General features: G+C 73.2%; 6 protein-coding genes and 1 pseudogene. 5 read left to right on the top strand and 2 right to left on the bottom strand.

Annotation, left to right across the window (positions count from 1 at the left end):
• Window positions 1–96: 96 nt before the first annotated feature.
• Both JS521_RS12165 and JS521_RS12160 read right to left on the bottom strand, forming a co-directional pair.
• Window positions 97–691 (bottom strand): annotated as a pseudogene (locus tag JS521_RS12165) (LacI family DNA-binding transcriptional regulator); the annotation flags it as partial.
• 24 nt (window positions 692–715) lie between these two features.
• A complete protein-coding gene (locus JS521_RS12160) occupies window positions 716–1,543 on the bottom strand; it encodes a response regulator transcription factor (protein ID WP_205082780.1) in 828 nt (275 codons plus the stop codon).
• Window positions 1,544–1,914: 371 nt separating this feature from the next.
• On the opposite strand from JS521_RS12160, the gene JS521_RS12155 reads away from it, so the two are divergent.
• The 5 genes from JS521_RS12155 (at window position 1,915) to JS521_RS37505 (ending at window position 5,818) form a co-directional block, all read left to right on the top strand.
• Window positions 1,915–2,772 carry an alpha/beta hydrolase gene (locus JS521_RS12155; protein ID WP_205082778.1) on the top strand — a complete coding sequence of 286 codons (858 nt, stop codon included), beginning with the start codon at window positions 1,915–1,917 and terminating at the stop codon, window positions 2,770–2,772.
• 67 nt (window positions 2,773–2,839) lie between these two features.
• Window positions 2,840–3,094 (top strand): MoaD/ThiS family protein, encoded by a 255-nt coding sequence (locus tag JS521_RS12150; protein ID WP_018490344.1) that lies wholly within the window; start codon window positions 2,840–2,842, stop codon window positions 3,092–3,094.
• A gap of 10 nt (window positions 3,095–3,104) precedes the next feature.
• Window positions 3,105–4,625: a hypothetical protein gene (locus JS521_RS12145; protein ID WP_205082777.1), complete on the top strand. Its 1,521-nt coding sequence runs from the start codon at window positions 3,105–3,107 to the stop codon at window positions 4,623–4,625.
• A 139-nt stretch (window positions 4,626–4,764) separates the two neighbouring features.
• Entirely contained in the window at window positions 4,765–5,454 is a 690-nt protein-coding gene (locus JS521_RS12140; protein ID WP_205082775.1) for an LmeA family phospholipid-binding protein, read from the top strand.
• 283 nt (window positions 5,455–5,737) lie between these two features.
• The gene (locus JS521_RS37505) at window positions 5,738–5,818 is read left to right on the top strand and encodes a putative leader peptide (protein WP_350310325.1); all 81 of its coding nucleotides are present in this window, start codon (window positions 5,738–5,740) and stop codon (window positions 5,816–5,818) included.
• The last annotated feature ends 182 nt before the right edge of the window (window positions 5,819–6,000 follow it).

The raw sequence follows: 6,000 nt of genomic DNA, 5'->3' as shown, positions 1-6,000 counted from the left end.
CGGGGGGGTCGGGTTTGGGGGGGGCGGGCCCCGCCCCCCCCGGGGGGGGGGGCCCCCCGGGGGCCCCCCCCCCCCCCCCCCCGGCCGGGGGGGGGGCGCGGGGGCCCCCCCCCGAGGGGGTCTCCTCCGTACCGCCGAGGCAGGCCACGTACGGATGGCCGTGCTCCAGCAGGTGCCGGGTGGCGAGCTGGGCGCCGCCCACGTCGTCGGTGACGACAGCGACGTCGTCGATCGCCTCGGGGCGCTCGTGCAGCAGGACGACCCGCGCGTCCCAGGCCTCGATCTCGGCGGCGGCGCGCTCGCTGGGGCCCTGGCTGACCAGGATAAGACCGGAGACCCGCATGCCGAGGAAGGCCCGCAGATAGTGGACCTCGCGCTCGTCGCGGTAGTCGGAATTGCCGACGAGGACCATTTTCCCGCGCTCGGCGGCGGCCTGTTCGACCGCGTGCGCCATCTCCGCGAAGAACGGCTGCCGGGCGTCCGGCACGATCATGCCTATGAGGTCCGTGCGGCGTGAGGCCATGGCCTGGGCGACCCGGTCGGGCCGGTAGCCCAACTGCTTGATCGCGGCGAGCACCCGCTCGCGCGTGGCCGGGGCGACCGGCCGGGGTCCGTTGTTGATGACGTAACTGACGACCGCGGTCGACGTCCCCGCCAGTCTCGCCACATCGTCCCGCGTCACCTTGGCCACGCGCGGCAGTCTACGCGGATGGACCTACCTCTTGGCAGCCTCCACCGGGGCTTCTTCCTCCGCCGTGGCCGAAGAGGACTGCTCCGATCGGGCGACGGGCCGGGCGCCGGGTCCGTCCGCCTTCTGCCGGGCGGCCGCCCGCTCCTTCGCCTCCTCCGCCGCGCGCTCGGACTTCTCCGGCTTCTCCGGGGTGACGAAGCGGTAGCCGACGTTGCGCACGGTCCCGATCAGCGACTCGTGCTCCGGGCCGAGCTTGGCGCGCAGCCGCCGTACGTGGACGTCGACCGTCCGCGTACCGCCGAAGTAGTCGTACCCCCAGACCTCCTGGAGGAGCTGGGCGCGGGTGAACACCCGGCCCGGGTGCTGGGCGAGGTATTTCAGCAGTTCGAATTCCTTGAAGGTCAGGTCCAGGACCCGGCCCTTGAGTTTCGCGCTGTACGTCGCCTCGTCCACGGAGAGATCACCGTTGCGGATCTCCATCGGGGAGTCGTCGGACGTGATCTGCTGGCGGCCCATGGCCAGGCGCAGCCGCGCCTCGACCTCCGCCGGGCCCGCCGTGTCCAGCAGGACGTCGTCGACGCCCCAGTCGGCGGTGACGGCCGCGAGACCGCCCTCGGTGACGACGAGGATCAGCGGACAGCCGGGCCCCGTGGACCGCAGCAGCTGACAGAGCGAGCGGACCTGCGGAAGGTCGCGCCGCCCGTCGACGAGGATCACGTCGGCGCCCGGGGTGTCCACCAGGGCCGGGCCCTCGGCGGGGGCCACCCGCACGCTGTGGAGCAGAAGACCGAGCGCGGGGAGCACCTCCGTCGACGGCTGGAGTGCGTTCGTGAGAAGCAGCAGTGAACTCATCGCCGCCCACCTGCCTGGTTCGGTCGATCGTGTTGCACGGTTCGCTCGCCCATTACGTCGGTCCTCCTCGTTCCCTGCGAGAGGGGCACTCCCGGGTCGGACCCGGGGGAGTATGCGGCACTGCTTCGTACGTCATGCGTCCTGCGTCCTGCGTCCGCGTCATGCGGTTTTTACGGTGCGGTCCTGCGCCCTGGGACCGCTGAGCTTGTGGAAACGTCGTCGTAACAACGCCGGTAAAGCACAAAAGGACCCGGGGGCTGCATTGCCCGGATCCTCTTCGCAGCAGAATAGCCCACATGAGTTCCGTGTCCGAGGGTCGATTCCGGGGTTCCTCTGTTCCCTTGCTCACGCCACCCCCACGATTCGCCACATTGCTGACGGATGACGGGGTGCCGGTCGAGGCGGTGTACGAACCGTGTACGGCGGGTTCCGCGGCAGCCGCCGGAGCCCGTACGGAACCGGCGGCCGACCTTCCCGCGATCGTCGTCGCGCACGGGTTCACCGGCTCCGCCGACCGCCCTGCCGTACGGCGTGCCGCGCGGGTGTTCGCCCAGCGTGCGGCCGTGATCACGTTCTCGTTCCGGGGCCACGGACGGTCCGGCGGGCGCTCCACGGTGGGCGACCGCGAGGTGCTGGACCTGGCGGCCGCGGTGGCCTGGGCGCGGGAGCTGGGGCACACCCGGGTGGTGACGGTCGGGTTCTCGATGGGCGGCTCGGTGGTGCTCCGGCACGGTGCTCTGTATACGGACGGATCCGAGGCACGCGATACGGCCGTTCGTGTACCGGTGCGCGAACGGCGCACGGGGGAGCACTCGGGGGCGCACTTCGGCGCGCATGCCGATGCGGTGGTCGCGGTCAGCGCCCCCGCCCGGTGGTACTACCGGGGCACGGCCCCGATGCGCCGGCTGCACTGGGTGGTCACCCGCCCCTCGGGCCGCCTGGTCGGCCGCTACGGATTCCGTACCCGCATCGCCACCGAGGACTGGGATCCCGTCCCGCTCTCCCCGGTCGCGGCGGTCCCGCTCATCGCCCCGGCCCCGCTGCTGCTCGTGCACGGCGACCGCGACCCGTACTTCCCGGTGGACCACCCGAGGATGCTGGCGGAGGCGGCCGGTCCCGGCGGCGCGGAGCTGTGGCTGGAGCGGGGGATGGGCCACGCGGAGAACGCGGCTGACGAGGCGCTCCTGGCCCGCATCGCCGACTGGGCGACGGGCACGCCGCCCGCGTGACCCATCATGGAGAGCTGACGCACGAGGTGTGGGTCGACCGGACCTACCGAACCTAAGGAGTGGCGCCATGGCAGCGGGGACGATCCGCTACTGGGCTGCGGCCAAGGCAGCCGCGGGCACCGCGGAGGAACCGTACGCGGCGGCGACCCTCGCCGAGGCGCTCGACGCGGTGCGCGAGAGGCACCCCGGCGAGCTGAGCCGGGTGCTCCAGCGGTGCTCGTTCCTCATCGACGGCAACCCCGTCGGTACCCGTGGGCATGAGACCGTACGCCTTGCCGAGGGCGGCACGGTCGAGGTGCTCCCGCCGTTCGCAGGAGGGTGAACCGCAGGCCATGAGCAGCAGCGATCAGCAGTACCCGTATCCGAACGACGATCAGCAGTACGTGCATCCGTACGACCCCGGGCACCGGCCGCAGCCCTCCCCGCAGTGGCCCGACGGGACGTCCGGGCAGCACGCCGCGCCCGCCGGGTCCGCCGCATCCCAGGAGCCGGGCGGCTTCGACCAGGGCGCGACGCAGACGTGGCAGGCGCCGACCTGGGACACGCAGTACCAGCCGACGATCCGCCGGGACGGGGACGGGGCGCAGGGGCACGGTCAGCCCGGCCAGGTGCAGCACACGCCGCAGCCGCAGCCCGGCCACGGGCAGCACACGCCGCAGCCGCAGCCCGGCCACGGGCAGCACACGCCGCAGCCGCAGCCGCAGCCGGATCCGTACGGACAGCCGCAGTCCGGTTCCTACGGGACGCCTCAGCCGCACCCTCCGTACCAGCAGCACTACCAGGAGCAGTACCAGCAGCAGCCGCAGCAGTACCCGCAGCACCAGGAGCCGCAGCAGTACCCGCAGCACCAGGGGCCACAGCCGTCGTACCCGCCCTCGGCGGCCGACACCGCGTATCTGCCGCCTCAGGGGGCCGCGGGCTCCTTCCCGCTGCCGCCCGAGGTCCCGGCCGGGCCCGTACCGCCCGCCGCACAGCCCGCACCCGTGACCGCTCCCGTGCCCGCGGCCGCACCCGTATCCGAGCCCGCGAGCGCGGCCGCGCCGTCCGGGCCCGGCGACACGGGGTACAGCGCGCCCACGACGCTGGGCAACGCCCGGATCACCGACGCCCAGCGGGCCCGCGCCGAGGGGCGCTCGCCGATCATCGCGCCGGGGATGCAGCCCGCTGCGCTCACCGCCGTGCTCGGCCTGCTGCTCGCGGGGGGCGCGGCGATCGGGACGTACGCCCTGCTCGTCCCGGTGGTGCTCCTCCAGGCGGTGACGGCCGCCGGCTGGTTCCGGCTCAACGGCATGTGGCCCGCCCGCCAGGGCATCGCGCTCGCCTTCGCCGGGGGCCTGGTCGCCGACATCGTCCTGCTCGCGGCGGGCCGGGAGCACGGCCCCGCCGTGCTGCTGGGCACCCTGGGCGTCTGGGTGCTGCTCACCGTGGTCCTCCAGCTCCGCAGCCACGCGGGGGCCGACGAGCGGATGTACGGCCTGATGGCCACCGTCGTCTCGGCGTCCCTCGCGGTGCTCGCGGGCGGACACCTCGCGGCGGTCCCGGACGCGGTGGTCGTCGGCGGGGTGGCCGTCGCGGCGGCCACGCTCGTCCGTGCGCTGCCCCTGCCCGGCGCGGTCTCCCTCGTGGCTGCCCTGCTCGCGGGCGTCGGCGCGGGCGTAGCGGCGGGCGCGCTGACGGACTTCGGCGTGAAGGGCGCGCTGCTCGGCTTCGCGGCGGGCGGCGCCGCGCTCATCGGGCTGCGGGTGGCGAGCTACGACTACCCGTCCCGGTTCGTGCACATGACCGCCGGGGTGGCGCTGCCGCTGACCGTGGCGGCCCCGGTCGTCTACCTGGTCGGCCGCGCCGTCCTCTGATTTCCGACACGCTGCTGACGGCCCCTCGGGAACCACCGGGGGGCCGTCGCTCGTCGATCACCCAGGGCGTCCACTTCCGCAGCAGTAGGCTCACGGTCGCCAGGGGGACCGATCGGCTCAAGGTGGGGGAACGACACAGATGCGCGCACTGCGAATACTGCTGGTCCTGGTGGTGGTGCTCGGCGGCCTCTTCCTAGCCGTCGACCGCGCGGCCGTCTGGTTCGCGGAGTCCGAGGCGGAGGACCGGGTCACGATCAGCGGGGACGGCCCCGCCACGACGGAGATCTCGATCAAGGGATTCCCCTTCCTCACCCAGCTCGCCGGATCCCAGCTCGACCGGGTCGACGTCAACCTCACCGGCATGAAGACCAGCGCGGCGGGCCGCACGATCCGGGTCAGCGAGGTCCGGGCCCGGCTCCACGACGTGAAGCTCGGCTCCGGGTATCGCAGCGCCACCGCCTCCCGCGCCACCGGCACCGCGCTCGTCAGTTACGAGGACCTGACGGCGGCGGCCAGCGACGGCGTCGTCGTGGAGTACGGCGGCAAGGGCAAGGCGAAGGTCACCGGCACGGTCGAGATCCTCGGCCGGCCGATCACACGCAGCGTGCTGTCCACCGTGACCCGCGTCGACGGCCACACGATCAAGGTGCGCGCGGACGAGGTGCCGGGCGAGGGGATCCCCGGCGTCGAGGAGCTGGTCCGCAAGAAGACCGACTTCGAGGGCGACATCGACGGGCTGCCGAAGGGCCTGGAGCTCCAGCAGGTCGAGGTGACCGAGAAAGGCCTGGAGATCTCGGTGACCGGTTCGGACGTCTCCCTGACGGGCTGACCGAGCGGGCGGATCCGACGCGAAGTCGGAGTGGATCCCGCGCGGATCCGGCACGGGATCGTGCCGGACCCGGCGTGGGGACGGTCCCGATGCGGCCCGGGCACGTCCGGATCCGGATAGTGAGACGCCCGCGTCCGGTCCGCAGATGCGGGGAAGGCGTGGGGAGAGTCCGGCGGCGAATCCGCTGCCCGGCACCGCCTCGTGTCCCACATAGCGGATGATCGTGTCTCACCATGCGACACGACGGTGACATCTCCGTCCGTACCTCCCTACGATCGGACCCATGAAGCGACAGGCGGACCTCACGAAGCGGCGGGCAGTAGACCTGTGCCGCGTCGCCGCCATGCTCTGTCGCACCTTCTGAGCGGGGCGCTCGCACCGCCGGAGCCACCCCGTTTCCCCCGGCCCCCCGACCGTCGCCCTTCGACCGTCACCAGGGCCGACCCCGTGCCCCGTACGCGCCGCGTTCCGTGCCTCCGCGCGTACACCCGCACCCAGCGAACTCCGCATCTCGCACCACCCCGCCGCAGACTGCCCCGGAGGAGA

The sequence above is a fragment of the Streptomyces durocortorensis genome (assembly GCF_016901035.1).
GTDB classification, from domain to species: domain Bacteria; phylum Actinomycetota; class Actinomycetes; order Streptomycetales; family Streptomycetaceae; genus Streptomyces; species Streptomyces durocortorensis.
Note: the sequence above shows the minus strand (reverse complement) of the source record. Positions and strands in the feature narration are given on the sequence as shown.

What these genes read in the sequence shown, in the direction of transcription:
- JS521_RS12140 (WP_205082775.1), top strand. Translation starts at nt 4,765, where the DNA reads ATGCGCGCACTGCGAATACTGCTGGTCCTGGTGGTGGTGCTCGGCGGC.
- JS521_RS37505 (WP_350310325.1), top strand. Translation starts at nt 5,738, where the DNA reads ATGAAGCGACAGGCGGACCTCACGAAGCGGCGGGCAGTAGACCTGTGC.
- JS521_RS12150 (WP_018490344.1), top strand. Translation starts at nt 2,840, where the DNA reads ATGGCAGCGGGGACGATCCGCTACTGGGCTGCGGCCAAGGCAGCCGCG.
- JS521_RS12145 (WP_205082777.1), top strand. Translation starts at nt 3,105, where the DNA reads ATGAGCAGCAGCGATCAGCAGTACCCGTATCCGAACGACGATCAGCAG.
- JS521_RS12160 (WP_205082780.1), bottom strand. Translation starts at nt 1,543, where the DNA reads ATGAGTTCACTGCTGCTTCTCACGAACGCACTCCAGCCGTCGACGGAG.